At 52.9% G+C, this 16386-nt stretch carries 12 protein-coding genes; 8 read left to right on the forward strand and 4 right to left on the reverse strand.

Features of this window, described 5'->3' with window-relative positions; all coding sequences use genetic code 11:
* Positions 1–182: 182 nt before the first annotated feature.
* Positions 183–1406 (reverse strand): glucose-1-phosphate adenylyltransferase, encoded by a 1224-nt coding sequence (locus tag MKY64_RS09305; protein ID WP_340952400.1) that lies wholly within the window; start codon positions 1404–1406, stop codon positions 183–185.
* A gap of 216 nt (positions 1407–1622) precedes the next feature.
* On the opposite strand from MKY64_RS09305, the gene glgB reads away from it, so the two are divergent.
* On the forward strand, positions 1623–3539 hold the full coding sequence (glgB, locus tag MKY64_RS09310; RefSeq protein ID WP_340952401.1) for a 1,4-alpha-glucan branching protein GlgB: 1917 nt from the start codon (positions 1623–1625) through the stop codon (positions 3537–3539).
* Between the two features lie 45 nt (positions 3540–3584).
* Positions 3585–5021 (forward strand): glycogen synthase GlgA, encoded by a 1437-nt coding sequence (gene glgA, locus MKY64_RS09315; RefSeq protein WP_209873709.1) that lies wholly within the window; start codon positions 3585–3587, stop codon positions 5019–5021.
* 127 nt (positions 5022–5148) lie between these two features.
* Here glgA and MKY64_RS09320 read toward each other — a convergent pair whose 3' ends face one another.
* The gene (locus MKY64_RS09320; protein ID WP_076079315.1) at positions 5149–6900 is read right to left on the reverse strand and encodes an alpha-glycosidase; all 1752 of its coding nucleotides are present in this window, start codon (positions 6898–6900) and stop codon (positions 5149–5151) included.
* 232 nt (positions 6901–7132) lie between these two features.
* Between MKY64_RS09320 and MKY64_RS09325 the strand changes: the two genes are divergently transcribed.
* The 4 genes from MKY64_RS09325 to MKY64_RS09340 all read left to right on the forward strand — a co-directional run bounded on the left by MKY64_RS09325 (position 7133) and on the right by MKY64_RS09340 (position 11098).
* Complete coding sequence (locus MKY64_RS09325) at positions 7133–7957, forward strand: transporter substrate-binding domain-containing protein (protein ID WP_209873716.1); 825 nt, start codon at positions 7133–7135, stop codon at positions 7955–7957.
* A gap of 136 nt (positions 7958–8093) precedes the next feature.
* On the forward strand, positions 8094–8753 hold the full coding sequence (locus MKY64_RS09330) for an amino acid ABC transporter permease (protein ID WP_036726482.1): 660 nt from the start codon (positions 8094–8096) through the stop codon (positions 8751–8753).
* Complete coding sequence (locus tag MKY64_RS09335; protein WP_209873719.1) at positions 8740–9462, forward strand: amino acid ABC transporter ATP-binding protein; 723 nt, start codon at positions 8740–8742, stop codon at positions 9460–9462. The genes MKY64_RS09330 and MKY64_RS09335 overlap by 14 nt, the downstream gene beginning before the upstream one ends.
* 109 nt (positions 9463–9571) lie before the next feature.
* The gene (locus MKY64_RS09340; RefSeq protein ID WP_209873721.1) at positions 9572–11098 is read left to right on the forward strand and encodes a Ppx/GppA phosphatase family protein; all 1527 of its coding nucleotides are present in this window, start codon (positions 9572–9574) and stop codon (positions 11096–11098) included.
* Here the strand turns inward: MKY64_RS09340 and ppk1 are convergent.
* Positions 11046–13166, reverse strand: coding sequence for a polyphosphate kinase 1 (gene ppk1 / locus MKY64_RS09345; RefSeq protein WP_339248865.1), 2121 nt, complete (start codon positions 13164–13166; stop codon positions 11046–11048). The two genes, MKY64_RS09340 and ppk1, sit on opposite strands and share 53 nt — an antisense overlap.
* Positions 13167–13465: 299 nt before the next feature.
* On the opposite strand from ppk1, the gene MKY64_RS09350 reads away from it, so the two are divergent.
* Entirely contained in the window at positions 13466–14149 is a 684-nt protein-coding gene (locus tag MKY64_RS09350) for a 3D domain-containing protein (protein WP_209873728.1), read from the forward strand.
* A 115-nt stretch (positions 14150–14264) separates the two neighbouring features.
* On the opposite strand, the gene MKY64_RS09355 is transcribed toward MKY64_RS09350, so the two are convergent.
* Positions 14265–15167 (reverse strand): polysaccharide deacetylase family protein, encoded by a 903-nt coding sequence (locus MKY64_RS09355; RefSeq protein WP_339248863.1) that lies wholly within the window; start codon positions 15165–15167, stop codon positions 14265–14267.
* A 174-nt stretch (positions 15168–15341) separates the two neighbouring features.
* Between MKY64_RS09355 and MKY64_RS09360 the strand changes: the two genes are divergently transcribed.
* Positions 15342–16382 carry an NADH:flavin oxidoreductase/NADH oxidase gene (locus tag MKY64_RS09360; RefSeq protein WP_340952408.1) on the forward strand — a complete coding sequence of 347 codons (1041 nt, stop codon included), beginning with the start codon at positions 15342–15344 and terminating at the stop codon, positions 16380–16382.
* Positions 16383–16386 lie beyond the last annotated feature (4 nt).

The following is a 16386-nucleotide window of genomic DNA, read 5'->3' on the forward strand; positions in this document are numbered from 1 at the left end:
CCAAGTGAAAACGGCTTTGGCGTCCTTACAGGGACGGCACCCGTTTCAGCGAGAAATAGAAGGATAAGTTATAGTGTGAAACATATAATTTCTTATATTTATACAAAAGGGATACAGCTATCATCCGGACAGACCGGAGCTGTATCCCTTTGTATGTAGCAGCCCTAAGGGCTGAACGATTGTTATGAAGGCATTCCTTCCGCACGCAGACGGCCGGCCTTCTCATAGACCTCCTGAAGCAGGCGGGCAGGCTGGGTACGAACCAGCGGCTTGGCTGCGACAATCTCATGCGGGCCGACAACCACAATGTTGTCTGCACTGCCTTTGATCACAGCGCCGTCCTTGATCACAGCACCTTCACCGATAATGGCGTGTTCGATCAGAACACCGCGTCCAATACGGGCACCGGGCATTACCACACTCTGCTTGATTCTGCTCTGCTTGCCGATCTCTACACCGCTGAAGATGACCGAGCGCTGAGGGCTGCCTTCGAGTTGGCAGGTTTCGTGAATCAGGCAATCTGCTGAAGTAGCTTGTTGAGTGCGGGGTCTGAGCGCAGCCAGCTTGGTCCGCTGTGCACGGCTGTACATCGGCCAGCGTGAGTTATCAAGCTGGAAGCCGTCTTCTTGCAAGAGATCCATATGAGCTTCCCAGAGGCTGCCAACGGTACCCACATCTCTCCAGTAGCCCTCGAAGCGGTAAGCGAACAGTTCATCATTCGCATCCAGCATGGATGGAATGACATCCTTACCGAAATCATGACCGGACTCCGCATTCACGGCATCCCGCAGCAAATGAGCCTTCAAGTACGCCCACTCGAACAGATAAATACCCATGGAAGCCAGATTGCTCTTCGGAGCCTTCGGTTTCTCGGCAAATTCGGAGATCTTGAAATCTTCATCCACGTTCATCACGCCGAAGCGGCTCGCTTCATCCCAAGGAACCTCCATAACCGATATCGTTGCCTTCGCAGACTTGGCGATGTGATAATCGAGCATTTTGCGGTAGTCCATGTGGTAGATATGGTCTCCCGACAGAATAAGTACATGCTCCGGGTTCTGGCTGTCAATATATTCAATATTCTTATAAATAGCATCGGCGGTGCCTGTATAGCTGTCTCTGCCTTCAATCCCAGAAGGGAGCAGTCTTACACCCCGGTCACTGCGGCTATGCAGCCCCCAGGGCTCACCTTCACCGATATGCTGGTGCAAGGATTCTGCTTCGTACTGAGTCAATACTCCGATGGTATCAATCTTGGAATTCACACAGTTGCTTAGGGGAAAATCAATAATTCGGTACTGTCCGCCGAAAGGGACTGCAGGCTTAGCCATGCTGGAAGTTAACGGGGCCAATCTGCGGCCTTCCCCGCCCGCCAGGAGCATGGCGATACATTCTTTCTTACTCATGTGTTATCCCTCCCATTTTTTTGTCAATGCTTGTAATATACACGAAGAACAAGCGCTTGAAACGACATAGGTGAATTATATTGCTGCATATCTGCAAAAATTACATGTTTATTTTCAATATTCAGAAATTGCCCGGACTTCTCTCAAAATCATTTTCAAAATCTATATATTCGGGTAATGTAATAGGTGCATCATATATCCTAAGGTGGTGATGATTTGGCCGATTTACTAAAAACAGAAAACCTCCCGTCCGCTGAAGATATTTATCTGTTCCATGAGGGCACGAATTATCGCAGCTATACGATGCTTGGCGCGCACATTGCCGTCCAAGAAGGGCAGGCCGGCGTTCGCTTTACCGTGTGGGCTCCTCATGCGGCATATGTAGGACTGGCGGGAGATCATAACAGCTGGGATGGAACATCCGATCTTGATACGTTATATAAGATACCCGATTCAGGATTTTGGAGTCGTTTTTTTCCGGGAATGGAGCCGGGAACTTTTTACAAATACAGGATTACAGGAGCAGATGGTACAAGCTTCCTCAAAGCAGACCCATATGCCTTCCACGCGGAAGTTCGCCCGGCAACAGCATCTGTTGTAGCGAATCTGGACGGCTACAAATGGGGGGATGCTGCTTGGAGGCGGAAGAGTAAAGGTCCGTATCAGGCACCCATGAATATTTATGAAATGCATCTGGGCACCTGGCGGCAAAAGGAAGACGGCGAACTCTATACTTATCGGGAGATCAGCAGTCTGCTGATTCCTTACCTGAGCGAAATGAGCTATACCCATGTGGAGTTTATGCCGCTCGCTGAACATCCATATGATCTGTCCTGGGGCTACCAGGGAACCGGTTATTTTGCGGCTACCAGCCGCTTCGGAGAGCCGCAGGATCTGATGTATCTGATCGATCAGCTGCATCAGGCCGGCATCGGGGTCATTCTGGACTGGGTTCCTGCCCATTTTGCCAAGGATGCTCATGGCCTGCGTCTGTTCGACGGTTCGCCGCTGTATGAGTATGCTGATCCGATGCTGGCGGAGAAGCCGGGCTGGGGCACCTTGTCCTTCGATTTCAGTAAGCCGGAAATCTCATCCTTCCTGATCTCCAATGCCTTGTTCTGGTTCGAGAAGTATCATATTGACGGCATGCGCGTGGACGCGGTTACGAGTATGCTGCGGCTTGATTTCGAGAAGGAACCCCATCAGTACCGGACGAATGAGCATGGCGGGCTGGAGAATCTGGATGCCATCCGGTTCATTCAGCAGCTCAACCAGACGATCTTCCAGTATTATCCGAAGGCGCTCATGATGGCGGAAGAATCCAGTGCCTGGCCGGGCGTAACCTCGCCGGTGCATGAAGGGGGCCTGGGCTTCAACTACAAATGGAATATGGGCTGGATGAATGACACCTTGGGCTACATAGAACGGGATTTCGATTCGCGCCCTTATCATCATAATTTGTTGACCTTCCCGATATGCTATGCGTATGCCGAGAACTATACACTGCCTCTGTCGCATGACGAAGTAGTGCACGGCAAGAAGTCGCTGCTGGACAAAATGCCGGGGTCCTATGAGCAGAAATTCGCCGGTCTGCGCCAGCTTCTGGGGTATCAGATCAGCCATCCGGGCAAGAAGCTGCTGTTCATGGGCGGAGAGTTCGGGCAATTCATTGAATGGAAGGATCAGGATCAGCTCGACTGGCTGCTGCTGGATTATGAGAGCCACCGGCGGATGCAGGCCTATACAGCTGCGCTGAATAAGCTATACCTTGCCGAAAAAGCGCTGTGGGAGCTCGATCATGACATGACGGGCTACCAGTGGATCGATGCCGATGACAGCGGGCAGAGTGTCGTATCCTATATCCGCAGAGGCAAACGTCCGGTAGACACGCTCTTAATTATCATCAACTTCCAGCCGGCCGAGCGCCGCCATTACCGTATTGGCGTGCCGCGTCCGGGTGTTTATGAAGAGTTATTTAGCTCAGAGAGCAACGAATACGGCGGATCGGGCTTCCACAATGAGCCGCTGAAGAGCACCAAGACCGAGTGGCATAATCAGGTGAACAGTATAGAACTGACCCTGCCGCCACTTAGCTTCTTAGTGCTTAAGAAGTCAGGCCGCAAGACCGTTTAAGGGCAGGAAGTGTCCGAATAAGCCACTATATAAGGGGGAGATGGAATGAAAGTATTATTTGCCGCGGCGGAAGCCCATCCATTTATCAAAACAGGCGGACTGGCCGATGTCATCGGCGCTTTGCCGAAAGCCCTCAAGGCGGCCGGGGTCGATGTCCGGGTAATTTTGCCCAAATACAAAGGAATTCCTGAGAAGTATTCCGCTCAGATGGAGCATGTCGCTACTCTGGAGGTCCCGATTGGCTGGCGCAATCAGTATTGCGGGATCGAAAAGGTGGTATTTGAAGGGATTCCCGTCTATTTCATCGACAATGAGTATTACTTCGGCCGTGACGGAATCTATGGCTATATGGATGACGGCGAGCGGTTCGCGTACTTTAACCGGGCGGTGCTGGAATGTCTGCCGGCCATTAGCTTCCAGCCGGATGTAATCCATTGCCATGACTGGCATGCTGCGGTGGTTCCGCTGCTGCTGCAGGCGCATTACCGCCATAATCCGTTCTACAGTGAGATGCGTACGGTATTCACCATACATAATCTCCTGTATCAGGGAGTCTTCCCGTATACCGTGCTGGGTGAGCTGCTGGGTCTGGACGACAGTTATTTCCTGGGCGTGGAGTATTACGGGAATGTGAATTATATGAAGGGCGGGATTGTCTACAGTGACCATGTCACCACCGTCAGCCCGACTTATGCCGATGAGATCCGGACCCCGTACTACGGCTATGGTCTTGATGGTCTCCTGACTGCGCGCTCTGACGCGCTCAGCGGCATTGTGAACGGAATTGATACCAAGAGCTATAATCCGTCCAGTGATACGGCAATCTTCACCAAGTACCGCTCTAACCTGGCCAAAAAAGCCGAGAACAAGCTGGGACTCCAGCAGGAGCTTGGATTGCCGGTGGCCCCTTACATTCCAATGGTAGCTATGGTTACGCGTCTGGTGGATTCCAAGGGACTGGATCTGCTAACCCGTGTGCTGGATGAGCTGCTGTACTACGATGACATTCAGTTCGTGCTGCTGGGGACGGGGGATGAGGTCTACGAACGCTGGTTCCGTGAGGCGCAGTGGCGTTATCCGACCAAGCTGTCGTCACAGATTACCTTCAGTGATGCCTTGTCCCGCAAAATCTACGCCGCCAGCGACATCTTCCTGATGCCGTCCAAATTCGAGCCTTGCGGCATCAGCCAGCTCCTCGCGCTGCGTTACGGCAGCATTCCGGTGGTCCGTGAGACAGGCGGGCTGAACGATACCGTGCAGGCATACAACGAATATACCGGTGAGGGCAACGGCTTCACCTTCAAGGATTACAACGCCCATGATATGATGCATACGCTCCGCCGCGCCGTATCGTTCTACCACAAGCCCGAGCACTGGAAAAAAGTAGCCAAAAACGCATTCTCCGGCGACTACAGCTGGAACGTATCCGCTCAGCAGTACATTGATATTTATAACAAGATTACTGTGGCTGCGGAGGAATAGGTACAGTAAGGTTTAGATGGGAAAAGGCACCCCTCAGTTCATGATGAACTTAGGGATGCCTTTTTGACGTTGTTCACCGCAACGGCGACCATGCAACGTGTTCAAAACTTAAATGTGTCTAATTTCATCAAGCCTCCACAATATGCCGGAACAGAATCCGGTACTCGTACGGCTCCAGTGCCACATTCATCATCCCGCGTTCCGGGGCTACTGCTTCGCCGGTCAGCGCATCCAGCCAGTCACTGGTCTCCATCGGGTGGCTGAGCGTGCGTTGCTGCGGTGAATTGTTCATCCAGACCGTGAAATGGATCAGCTCATCTGCGCGCTCATAGACAATGCACGGGTCATGCTCACAGGCCTGAAGAATCCGGAAGCGGCCTTCACGAAGCGCCTTATGCTCCTTGCGCAAACTAATCATCATCCGGTAAAAGTCATACAGCTCGCGGTCTTGCTTGCCCTGATCCCATTCCATACATTTGCGGCAATCCGGGTCCTCGTAGCCGGTCAGGCCAATCTCATCGCCGTAATAGATGCAGGGGGTGCCCATGAAGGTGAACAGGAAGACGACCGTCAGCTTCAGCTTCCGTTTGTCTTCACCAAGCACGGTGAGCAGGCGGGGGGTGTCATGGCTGCCGAGCAGATTGAAGACCACCTCGTTCGTCTGCTGCGGATAACGCATGAGCAGGCCGCCGATCCGGTGACCGAAGGTGATGCCGTCCATCCCGCCGTTGAAGAATTCCAGCACCGTCCCCGAGAAGGGATAGTTCATCACCGAATCGAACTGGTCGCCGAGCAGCCAGGTTAAGGAGTCGCTCCATACCTCGCCGACGATGTAGGCATCCGGGTTCGCGGCTTTGACCACCTTGCGGAAATCACGCCAGAAGTGATGGTCCACCTCGTTGGCCACATCCAGCCGCCAGCCGTCCACCTTGATCTCCTTGATCCAGTATTCGGCCACCTCCAGCAGATAAGATTTTACTTCATGATTGGCGGTGTTGAACTTCGGCATATTGCCGTAGAAGCCGAACGTGTCATAGGTGGGAATACCGTCCACAATCTCAGCCGGAAAAGAGTTCACATGGAACCAGTCCCGGTAGACGGAATACTCCCCTTTGGCCAGCACATCCTGGAAGGGCGGGAACTGGTCGCTGCAATGGTTGAACACCGCGTCAAGCATGACGCGCAGGCCCCGTCTATGGCATTCCTCGACGACCTGCTTCAGCAGCTCATTATCGCCGAAATGCGGGTCAACTCTCCGGTAATCCACAATGTCATATTTATGGTTGGAAGGGGAGACGAACAGCGGCGTGAAGTAGAGGGCGTTGACGCCCAGCTCCTGCAGATCATCCAGATGGTCCAGCACGCCCTGAAGGTCGCCGCCGAAGAAATTATTCAGCTCGGGCTTGCCGCCCCAAGGCTGCGTGCCTTCCGGATTAATCAGGGGATTGCCATTCGCAAAACGCTCGGTCATGATCTGGTAGAATACGGCATCCTTTGCCCAGGGAGGAACCCGGAACAAGTCGATCCCGTGGATATAGGGAAATTCGTAGAAGTGATTCGGCGGCGGCGGACACTCAGAGCGAATACCGTTATCGAGCAGATAGACCGTCTCCATACCCTTACTTACGCGAAAAGTATAGCTAAGCCGCTTATATTTGGGCCGGACCGCCGCTTCCCAGTAGTCGAATTTGTCATCGGAGGCGGCCTTCTCCATGATAATGTCATAAGAGGTATGCTGCCAATCATACTTGTCGCCGGTAAGGGCGACTACGTAGTCCACATCATCACGTTTGGTGCGCACACGCAGATGAATCGTTTCAGTATCATAGGCATAGGCCCATTTGTCACGGGGAACATGGTACATCGCTTCAAGCAGCATAGTAGCACCTCCTGTAAGTTGGGTGGAAGCTGTAATGATTCGTGCGGCATTTGGAGATAATCTATAGTAGATAGTATTATATACCACCTTCATAGGATGTGCATTTTTTTGTCGCCGTAACAGGTTTTTGTCACAAAATCGTCTTTGCATATTCATGCGAAGTGATTTATAATAAGTCGGTCCATGGGACGGATAGAATAGAGAATATAAATAGAACAGGGAGACGAGACAAATGAACAAATGGGGTAAACTTTCTATGGGACTGCTGCTGGCAGCAGGACTCTTGGCCGGATGCGGCTCCAATAACGATAAGAACAATACCGCAGCAAGCGGAAATGGCGGTGCTGCAAGCACGGAGGCGCCGGCCAAGAAGCTGATTATGGGTACAAGCGCAGACTTTCCTCCATATGAATTCCACAAGATGGTTGAAGGTACGGATACGATTGTTGGTTTCGATATCGAGATTGCCAAGGAGATTGCCGCTGATTTGGGCCAGGAGCTGGAGGTTAAGGATCTTCCGTTCGACTCTTTGCTGAATGAGCTGGCAAGCGGCCGGATCGATATGGTGATCTCGGGACTTAGCCCGACACCGGAACGCGCTGAAGCTGTAGGTCTCTCGGACATCTACTATAAGGCAGAGCAGGCTGTCGTAGTGCGTGAAGCCGACAAGGACAAATTCGCCAGCATGGACGCACTGAAGGGTGCCAAGATCGGAATTCAGACCGGTTCCATCCAGGAGGGGATCGCCAAGGGCATCGAAGGCGCACAGCTGACCTCCCTCAGCAAAATCTCCGAAATCGTCCTGCAGCTGCAGTCGAACCGGGTGGATGCTTCCATCATGGAAGGACCTGTTGCCAAGTCCTTTGTGAAGAACGTCAAGGGCCTCGTGATCACGGATGCCAAGCCGGAGGTTGAAGATGACGGCTATGTCATCGGTGTGAAGAAGGGCAACACCGAGCTGCTCGATCAAGTGAATAAGACACTCGGACGGCTGAACTCCGAAGGCAAGATTGATGAATTTGTAGCGGCAGCAAGCGAGCTTGCTGAGAGCAAATAACACGCGAAAGCCGCATATACAGTTAGCGGAGATCAAGATAGGCCCGCAGCTGGCTGCGGGATTATGCTCTACCATGCAGAAAATGGCGGTGATCCGCCGTTTTCTATTTTTTTGAGAAGAGGAGGGTTTGAGGGCAATGAATGTATTCGATATGGCTTATGAGTACCGCAATTTATTCTTATCCGGTCTGCAGTACACACTGCTGCTTGCGGTGCTGGGGGTATTCTTCGGTTTCGTGCTAGGCATCCTGGTTTCGCTCCTGCGGATGTCCAAATGGAGAATTCTGCGCTTTATTGCCACCGCATGGGTGGAATTCTTACGCGGGACGCCGATGCTGGTGCAATTGTTTCTGATTCACTACGGCCTGCCGGAGTTTGGTATTTCGCTGTCCCCGATTCAGTCGGGTGCGATCACACTTACGATTAACAGCTCGGCATATTTGGCTGAGATTTTCCGTGCCGGAATTCAAGGGGTGGACCGCGGCCAGATGGAGGCGGCTCGTTCACTCGGAATGAAGCAGGGCATGACCATGCGTTACATCATTTTGCCGCAGGCATTGAAGAACGTATTGCCTGCCATCGGCAACGAATTCATTACAATTATTAAGGAGTCCTCTATCGTATCGATGATTGGTGTAGCGGATCTGCTGTTCCAAGCCAGAACAATAACCACCATTACTTATGAAGGACTTAGTCCGCTGCTTGTAATTGCGGTCATGTATTTCGTACTAACATTCACACTATCCAAGCTGCTGGGTATATTGGAACGGAGGCTGAACACGGATGATCGAGGTTAAGAACCTGCGGAAGAGCTTTGGGAAGCTGGAGATCCTGAAGGGTATTGATCTGAATATTCACAAGGGTGAGGTTGTTGTTGTCATCGGTCCCAGCGGATCGGGTAAAAGCACCTTTCTGCGCTGCCTGAACCTGCTGGAGCAGCCCACAGGCGGGGAGATCAGCTTCGAGGGTCAATCCATTACCGCGAAGGGCCATGACATCAACGTGACCCGCGAGAAAATGGGGATGGTGTTCCAGCAATTCAACCTGTTCCCGCACAAATCCGTGCTGCAGAACATTATGCTCGCTCCGCTCAAGGTGAAGAAGCAGCAGGCTGCTGAGGCCGAGAAGTACGCGATGGAGCTGCTGCGGACTGTAGGCCTTGAAGACAAGCGCGATGCTTATCCGGCGCAGCTCTCCGGCGGACAGAAGCAGCGGATCGCAATCGCCCGGGCGCTGGCTATGCAGCCGCATGTCATGCTGTTCGACGAGCCAACCTCGGCGCTGGACCCGGAGATGGTCGGTGAAGTGCTGGAGGTTATGAAGCAGCTGGCGGTGAACGGCATGACCATGGTGATTGTGACGCACGAGATGGGCTTCGCCCGTGAAGTAGGGGACCGAATCCTGTTCATGGACGGCGGAGTGATTGTGGAGCAGGGGACACCGGCAGAGGTGTTCGGTCATCCCAAGCATGCCCGCACTCGCGATTTTCTCAGCAAGGTATTATAGAAGGCTGGTTAAATAACCCCACCATATGGGGTTATTTTATTTTGGCGGAGTGCACAATGGGTGATATAGTATACAAATGATCAATCTACTTGAAAAGGAGTACATACAGATGAGAGATGATCTTTGCCGGATCGGCATTATTGATATTGGTTCCAACTCTATACGACTTGTAATTTATGACACGACGCAGGCAGGCGGCTACAAAATCATCAAGGAATGTAAGTACTCTGCCCGTTTGAGCGAGAAGATTACGAAGGAGGGCAGGCTGGAGAAGAAGGATATGGATACGATCATACCTGTTCTTCAGCAGTTCAAGGAGATCTGTGATGATTTTGAAGTAGAGAGAATTCGCGCAGGCGCCACCGCCGCCATTCGAAATGCAGCGAACTCAGCGGAGATCATCAGCTATCTGTCAGAGGCTTCGTCGATTCCGATTGAGGTGGTCAGCGGATATCAGGAGGCGTATTTCGGCTTCCTTGGGGTGATTAATGCTTTTGACGTCCAGGATGGCTTCGTGATTGATATCGGCGGGGGCAGTACCGAGGTTACCTTATTCCGCGGACGGCGTTATCAGCAGAGTATCTCGTTCCCGTTCGGTGCGGTCAACACCAATCAGATGTTCAGCCAGGGCGGCAACTGGAATGCGGATCAGCTCCGCAAGCTGCAATTATACGTAACCGGCAGGCTGGTGGAGCATGACTGGCTATCTACGGGCACAGGACTTCCGCTATACGGGCTGGGAGGAACGCTTCGCTCACTGGCTAAGCTCGATCAGAGGAACCGCGATTATTCGCTGCCTAATTCCCATGGTTACGTACTGGAGAACGAGACGATCGAACGGTTCATGGAGGTTCTGCCCGCTACCCCGTTTGAGAAGCGTAAGGATCTGGACGGGCTGTCCAAAAGCCGGGCGGATATCATCGTGTCCGGGCTGATTATTTTCCATACCGTCTATCATTACATTGGAGCCAGCCGGGCGCTGATCAGCGGCGAAGGCCTGCGTGAGGGCATGCTGCATGATCTGCTGGAGCCGGAGCAGCCGGTGCGTGACAGCGCGCTGGAATACAGCCTGGATACGATTATCCGCTTCGATATCCGTACCTCCAAGCGGCATCTCGACCATATCAACAAGCTGGCGCTGAGCCTGCTGGGGGCCTTTGATCGGGAAGGGGACCGGGAGGAGCAGGAGATGCTGGTCTATGTGGCGATTATGCTGCACCGGACAGGCTCCAATATTAACTATTATCAATCCAAGCGGCACACTCACTACTGGCTGATGAATTCACCCATCCGGGGACTGACGCACCGCCAGCTGATTCTTAGCGCGTACATCGCTTCCTACAGCACAAAAAGCCGGAAGCAGAAACTGTCCCTGATGCATAAGGACATTTTGCTGCCTTCCGACGAGGAATGGATTCATAAGCTGGGTACATTAGTGCAGTTAAGCATTGCGCTGGACAGCACCGAGATCGGCATTGTCAGCGGGCTGAAGTCCCGTCTGCATAATCATACGCTGGATCTGGAGCTTCAGGGCGGACAGGTGCTTATCGGCCTGGAGGACATTGAGAATGCACTCAAAGCCTTCAGGAATGCTTGGTCGGTGAAGGTAAAGCTCGGCTTCCCTTCCAGCGGGTAACATCCATAGCGGCGAACTGGCTCCGGAGCGGGGCCTTTTTGTCGTCGATCCGTTCATAATATCCGTTGGGCTGAAGGAAGCTGGATTTGACATTGTCCATCAGCGACAGCTCCAGAATCTTGACAATCTGACCGCGGATACTGCTATCCTTCACCGGACACATCAGCTCGATCCGCCGGGTCAGGTTGCGTGTCATCCAGTCGGCACTGGACAGGTAGACCTCGGGATCGCCGCCGTTCTCGAAGTAATAGATGCGTGAATGCTCCAGGAAGCGGTCCACAATGCTGCGTACCGTAATGCGCTCACTGAGGCCTTCAATTCCCGGACGCAGACAGCAGACTCCCCGGACGATCAGGTCGATAGACACTCCCGCCTGGGCCGCGCTGTACAGATAATCAATAACCTCCTGGTTCGACAGAGAGTTCATCTTGGCGATAATCCGTGCAGGCCGGCCTGCGGCGGCATGCTCCGCCTCACGCAGAATCAGCTTCTGGAGCGACAGACTCATATTGGTCGGTGCTACGATGAAGGAGTTCCAGTTGTAGTTGGCGGAGTAGCCTGTCATCTGATTGAACAGCTCTGACGCATCCAGGCCAATCTCATGATTGGCGGTGAACAGGCTAAGGTCGGTATAGGCCTTGGCCGTGCTGTCATTGTAGTTGCCTGTCCCCACGTGAACATAACGGCGCAGCTCTGAGCCTTCCTGGCGGACGATCAGCGTCACCTTGGCATGGGTCTTGAGGCCGACGAGACCGTAGACCACGTGGCAGCCGGACTGCTCCAGCTTACGCGCCCAGGCGATGTTGCGTTCCTCATCGAAGCGGGCCTTCAGCTCCACGACCACCGTAACCTGCTTGCCGGATTCGGCTGCGTTGGCGAGGGCAGTAATCAGCGGAGAATTGCCGCTGACCCGGTACAGCGTCATTTTGATCGCCATCACCTGCTCATCCTCGGAGGCTTGGATAATGAAATCCGTCATCGCATCGAAGGATTCGTACGGATGATAGACCAACACATCACGGGTGCTCAGCACCTCGAAGAAATCCTCATTCTCCTCGAATTCTGCCGGATACATCGGCTCGACAGGCGGGTTGAGCAGATAGCTGAAGCCCTTCAGACTGCTGGTGAAGCTGCGCAGGAAGCCGAGATCAAGCGGACCTTCAATTTCGAAAAGGAAGTCCTCCAGCTCGAATTCAGCCTGAAGCTGCTCCAGTGCATAGGGATGGATGCCTTTCTGGACCTCCAGACGGGCAGGCACACCACGGCGGCGTTTGCGGAGCTCCTTCTCAATCTCCTCCAGCAGATCCTCCGCACCTTCTTCATCTATCGTCAGGTCGGAGTTACGGGTCAGGCGGAATTCGCTGACAGCTACCGGATCATAACCGCTAAATAAGGTCTGAATATGATGGCGGATCACATCTTCAATGAATACGAATTGCCGTTTTTTGCTGTTCGAGCGGTGAGGCAAGGGAATGCAGCGCGGCAGATTGGACGGAATCTGCAGAATGGCGAAGTAAGGCTCATCCTCCTGGCTGTCCTTGCGTGTCAGCACGACAGCCAGATAGATGAATTGGCTGTGAACCAGCGGGAATGGACGGCTCTGGTCCACGGCCATCGGAGTCAGCACAGGGAAAATAATATCACGGTAGTATTCCTCAACCGACAGCTCCTGTGCCGGTGTCAAGTCTTCATAATCAACGAACACGATGCCCTCTTTGTGCAGGCTGCGTGAAATATCCTTAAAGGTGCGGTACTGGTCGGCGACGATTTTGGTCACCCGTTTGCTGAGGCGTTTATAGAGGCCGGAGGGCGTGTAGCCGGTAAAATCTTTTTTGGTATATCCCGCCCGGATCTGATCCTGGATGCCCGCTACCCGGACACTGATGAACTCATCCAGGTTACTGGACACAATGGCCAGGAATTTGGCCCGCTCAATCAGCGGGTTCTCCGGGTCCTGTGCCTCGCCGAGCACCCGGCGGTTGAACTCGATCCAGCTGAGGTCACGGTTAAGATAGGCTGTTGCAGGACTGATATTGTTGATTTTTTTCTCATCTGTATTCACGTTCATGGACCCTCCAAGTTGCTTCAATGTCTAGTTATGATATCGTATTCTTTCATTCTACTATTTGCTTAAGCGAGAAATGTTAAAACTGTGTAAAATTTTTGCGAATATTCAGGAAACATGGCATAATTCTGCAGAGTCTCTTCATAATGATTAAGAATATGTAATATTTGCATCCTTGATAACGCTTTAATAGGGCTAATTATTTCCAATATCCACAAAACCATAGTCAATGGTTACAAAGTTGTGATATATTCATTACTGTTAGTTTACAAACCGCGCGTCACCATTGAAGGAGGCAATTCATGAAACTCAAGATCAGAGCCATCACCGCCCTGGCGGCCGTACTGGGACTCGGCACCTTGCTTCACGCAGCTCCCGTTCAAGCCGACAGCGTACATATCGCTGGAGAGACTACAACCTATTATACTCTATCCAATCATTATGGCATAAGTGTAGAAGAGCTTATGAATGCGAACCCGCAGATTTCAGCGCTAAATATTTATCCCGGGCTGAAATTCACCATTCCGGGTGATGTTCAAGCCAAGACTGTGGCAGCAGCCAATACTGCAGCAGCTTCAGTAGAAGCTGTGGACGCTGCAGAAGTTCAAGCCTTTAGTGTGCAGCCGGCAACCAACACTGTTCAAGCCTGGGGCAAAGAATTCAATTATGCCAAAGTGCTGCAGGTCAAGGCTTCCGCCTATTCCTCAGCAGCCAGCGAGAATGGCAAGTGGGGCGCAGTCGATTATTTCGGCAATACGCTGAAGCTCGGAACCATCGCCGTTGACCCGAGCGTGATTCCGCTGGGAACGAAGGTGCTCGTAACCGGGTATACCCATCCGGGCCTTCCGAAGCAAGCTTTCGTAGCTACAGCCACGGATATGGGGAGCGCGATCAAGGGCAACCGGATCGATATCTTTATTCCGGGCAGCCAGAGCTTTGTAGCCGATTTCGGTTATCAGTATGTACATTTATATATTATTGAATAAACCGTTAATGATAAGTTGCACCACTGCAAGCATAACAGGTATTAATGAAAAGGAAACAAAACCAGGCAGCTTCGCCGGTTTTGTTTCCTTTTTTGTTACCCTGCTTATCAAGCGGTTATTTGCTTTTGCTGACCTGGAGCATCTGGGGAACGGTTACGAAGCTGTATCCGCGCTGGCGCAGATTGCTGATAATCTCGGGCAAGGCCTGCAATGTTCCCTGAAGATTACTGCCCCTGCCGCCGCCCCCATGCTGTAGGATGATGGCCCCTCTGCCGGCCCGGGAGAGGATGTTATGCTTGACCTGATTTTTGGATAGTCCTCTCCAGTCGAGCGAGTCGACGTTCCAGTTCACCAGCTTATAGCCATGCGCTTTCGCCCATTTAAGCTGCGGCTCGTTGATGTCTCCATACGGCGGGCGGATCAGCTTTGGCTTGTATCCGGCCAGCAGCTGCAGAATATTCTCCGTCCGGATAATCTGGATGCGGAAGGCATTCAGACTCAGCTTGCTGAACTGGGGGTGATTATAGGAGTGATTGCCGATAGCATGGCCTTCGCGGATCATCCGGGCTACCAGGGCGGGATGCTTCTCCGCACGGCTGCCGACCACGAAGAATGTAGCTTTGACTTTATATTTGCGCAGCACATCCAGGAGCTGCGGGGTGAAGCGCGGATCAGGCACATCATCGAAGGTGAGAGCGATCATTTTGCGGCGGGGACCCTGGGTCTTGAGGGTCTCCGGGTATTTGCGCAGCAACTGGCTGAGGGAGAGGCCTTTGCTTTTTTTATGGCGCCTTACTGAAGATTGGGAGGCCGCTGATCCTGCCGGTACCGCCGTTTCCTCTTCAATAGAAGCTTGTGGCCGGGAAGATGGCAGGATCTCTTGTGCTGGCACTGGCGCAGGACTATCTGCCGCTGCAGCAGAGACAGACACAAGCTCCGCAGCTGGTGCAGGAGCAGACAGGGCCAGGGCAATAACGGTTATGAGCAGCACAATGCGGCGGAATATTACCAGTTTCATCGGAATGATGCCTCCTCCAACCACGGGTCCGGTTATTTTAGAATATAAGGGTTGTTATTTCCAAGCAGCCGTGAAATTATGCCATACAGGCAGCAGAGCATTCAAAGATTTATCACATCCGCAAATCGTTGTATACTGAAATGGATCATAGATACGGGAAGGATGGAGACAAGAATGACCGATTTGTTCACACCTTATGAACTGAAGGCTCTGACCCTGAAGAACCGCGTGGTCATGCCTCCAATGTGCCAGTATGCGGTTGAGAAGCAGGATGGTATTCCGACGGATTGGCATCATGTGCATTATGTCAGCCGGGCTGTCGGCGGGAGCGGCTTCATTATTGTAGAGATGAGCGGAGTTCACCCCGATGGACGGATCACGAACCGGGACACCGGGATCTGGGAGGACGGACAGATTCCGGCGTTCAAGCGGCTGACAGATGCCGTTCATGCCCATGGTGCTAAGGTTGCCATCCAGCTCGGCCATGCCGGCCGCAAGGCCGTCGATGCCGTTCCGCCGGTTGCACCTTCGGCAATCCCGTTTGATGATACCTATGCTATGCCCAAGGCGCTTAGCCGTGAAGAGATTGCGGAGCTGATTATCGCCTTCCGGGAAGCGGCGCGGCGCGCGGTTGAAGCGGGATTCGATACCGTTGAGCTGCATGGAGCCCATGGATACCTCATTCACCAGTTCCATTCCCCGCTCTCCAATGTCCGGGATGATGAGTATGGCCAAGACCCCATCCTGTTCGGTGAACAGGTGGTAGAGGCGGTGCGTGAGGTACTGCCGGCTGAGATGCCGCTAATCATGCGGGTGTCCGCCAAGGAATACGTCGAGGGCGGTTATGATGAAGCTTATGCGCTGGAATTCTGCCGCCGCTACAAGGATGCAGGCGTAGACCTGTTCCATGTATCCTCGGGCGGGGAAGGGCCGATTGGCTCGAATGGAGGCCCTAATGCGGGGCCGGCTTACCAGGTGGGGCTTGCCGAATACATACGCAGCGGATTACAGGTTCCTGTTATCGCTGTAGGGCGTCTGGAGTCATATGCAGAAGCGCAGGCAGTGATTACGGAGGCGAAGGCAGAGCTGGTGGCTGTAGGCAGAGGCATGCTTAGCGATCCGTACTGGGTACATCATGCTGCTGAGGCGCTGGGCGGAATTGATCCGTCCGAGCTGCCCGCACCTTATGTGCGCGGAATCTGGAACAAGAAATAGAGGG

This window comes from Paenibacillus sp. FSL R7-0210, from assembly GCF_038009085.1.
Lineage (GTDB): Bacteria > Bacillota > Bacilli > Paenibacillales > Paenibacillaceae > Paenibacillus_AQ > Paenibacillus_AQ silagei.

What these genes read in the sequence shown, in the direction of transcription:
- MKY64_RS09305 (WP_340952400.1), bottom strand. Translation starts at nt 1,406, where the DNA reads ATGAGTAAGAAAGAATGTATCGCCATGCTCCTGGCGGGCGGGGAAGGC.
- MKY64_RS09350 (WP_209873728.1), top strand. Translation starts at nt 13,466, where the DNA reads ATGAAACTCAAGATCAGAGCCATCACCGCCCTGGCGGCCGTACTGGGA.
- MKY64_RS09360 (WP_340952408.1), top strand. Translation starts at nt 15,342, where the DNA reads ATGACCGATTTGTTCACACCTTATGAACTGAAGGCTCTGACCCTGAAG.
- MKY64_RS09355 (WP_339248863.1), bottom strand. Translation starts at nt 15,167, where the DNA reads ATGAAACTGGTAATATTCCGCCGCATTGTGCTGCTCATAACCGTTATT.
- MKY64_RS09330 (WP_036726482.1), top strand. Translation starts at nt 8,094, where the DNA reads ATGAATGTATTCGATATGGCTTATGAGTACCGCAATTTATTCTTATCC.
- ppk1 (WP_339248865.1), bottom strand. Translation starts at nt 13,166, where the DNA reads ATGAACGTGAATACAGATGAGAAAAAAATCAACAATATCAGTCCTGCA.
- MKY64_RS09325 (WP_209873716.1), top strand. Translation starts at nt 7,133, where the DNA reads ATGAACAAATGGGGTAAACTTTCTATGGGACTGCTGCTGGCAGCAGGA.
- MKY64_RS09340 (WP_209873721.1), top strand. Translation starts at nt 9,572, where the DNA reads ATGAGAGATGATCTTTGCCGGATCGGCATTATTGATATTGGTTCCAAC.
- glgA (WP_209873709.1), top strand. Translation starts at nt 3,585, where the DNA reads ATGAAAGTATTATTTGCCGCGGCGGAAGCCCATCCATTTATCAAAACA.
- MKY64_RS09320 (WP_076079315.1), bottom strand. Translation starts at nt 6,900, where the DNA reads ATGCTGCTTGAAGCGATGTACCATGTTCCCCGTGACAAATGGGCCTAT.
- MKY64_RS09335 (WP_209873719.1), top strand. Translation starts at nt 8,740, where the DNA reads ATGATCGAGGTTAAGAACCTGCGGAAGAGCTTTGGGAAGCTGGAGATC.